This window comes from Streptomyces sp. Y7, from assembly GCF_043195415.1.
In the GTDB taxonomy this organism is placed as follows: domain Bacteria; phylum Actinomycetota; class Actinomycetes; order Streptomycetales; family Streptomycetaceae; genus Streptomyces.
In genome coordinates, this window is the sequence record NZ_JBIDDQ010000074.1 from 1 (window position 1) to 383 (window position 383).

Consider the following 383-nt stretch of genomic DNA (forward strand, 5'->3'; position numbering starts at 1 on the left):
CGCAGGCGGTTCCGGTGTTGCGGGGCCTACAATCATTCGACAGCATTGGTGCTAATCCGGCTCGGGCGGTCACGGTTGATGGGTGGGTGCCGCCTCGCCGGTTAGTGAAGATGACTGTGCTGGGAGACTCCTACTCGGCAGGCAACGGAACGCTAAAAGATGATGAATATCCAACGGACCATTCGTATCGCAGCCCTAAGAATTATGGTTCGGTGCTCACGCGCCGGTTGAATCGGGAGTTCGGGGACGATACCACGTTTCAGACTGATGTGCGGGCCTGGAGTGGCGCCCAAATCACTACCGGGGACCACACTATTGTCAGTCAGGCCGACGGAATGGATCCCCACACAAAGGTGGTCCTCATGACCGCCGGAGGCAACGAC

The 383-nt window shown here is 58.5% G+C and carries 1 pseudogene; it reads left to right on the forward strand.

Features of this window, described 5'->3' with window-relative positions:
* Positions 1-110 precede the first annotated feature (110 nt).
* Positions 111-383 (forward strand): annotated as a pseudogene (locus ACGFW6_RS45165) (hypothetical protein); the annotation flags it as partial.